The 525-nt window shown below is 52.8% G+C and carries 1 protein-coding gene; it reads left to right on the plus strand.

From position 1 onward, the window contains the following. On the plus strand, positions 1 to 525 hold a 525-nt coding region (locus NNO03_RS22475), incomplete at both ends, for a toxin VasX (RefSeq protein WP_333908921.1).

Consider the following 525-nt stretch of genomic DNA (forward strand, 5'->3'; position numbering starts at 1 on the left):
TATGCGGTGGTTCCTGAATATATTCAGGAAGCACTGCCGGCGTGGGCAAAACCAGGCGCGTCGTCTTATCCGGCAGAAAGTGAAAATTATCACTATGCGCTGCGTGCGATGCGCAGGGGATATATCTATATCTACTATCCGTACCTGACGGACTGGGAAGCATGGTCAGTGTGTGATGATGGCAGTTTGTGGAAGCAACTGTCGGCGAAAAATGTTCTGGAGAAATCAGAGCCTGACTGTCGGCAGGGCACCTACAGTAACGGCGGAAAGGATTTTCTGACACTGCCATATGAAGTCCTGGAGAATGATATCTGGGTAGCATTCACACAGTGTCCCTGGACGGAAAAAACGCTGGAGCGTTACGCGGGCGATGACGGGCAACGGCAGAGCAGAATGCAGCGTCTGAGTGCATCAAACTGGACGTCACCGCAGACTTCAGAGCAAACGACAGAAGCAACGACAGGCAATCTTGCAGGGGTTCTGGATTACATCGCCCCGCAGGGAAGCCAGTTGAGTCCGGCAATG

It is taken from the genome of Citrobacter sp. Igbk 16 (genome assembly GCF_028069755.1).
Lineage (GTDB): Bacteria > Pseudomonadota > Gammaproteobacteria > Enterobacterales > Enterobacteriaceae > Citrobacter.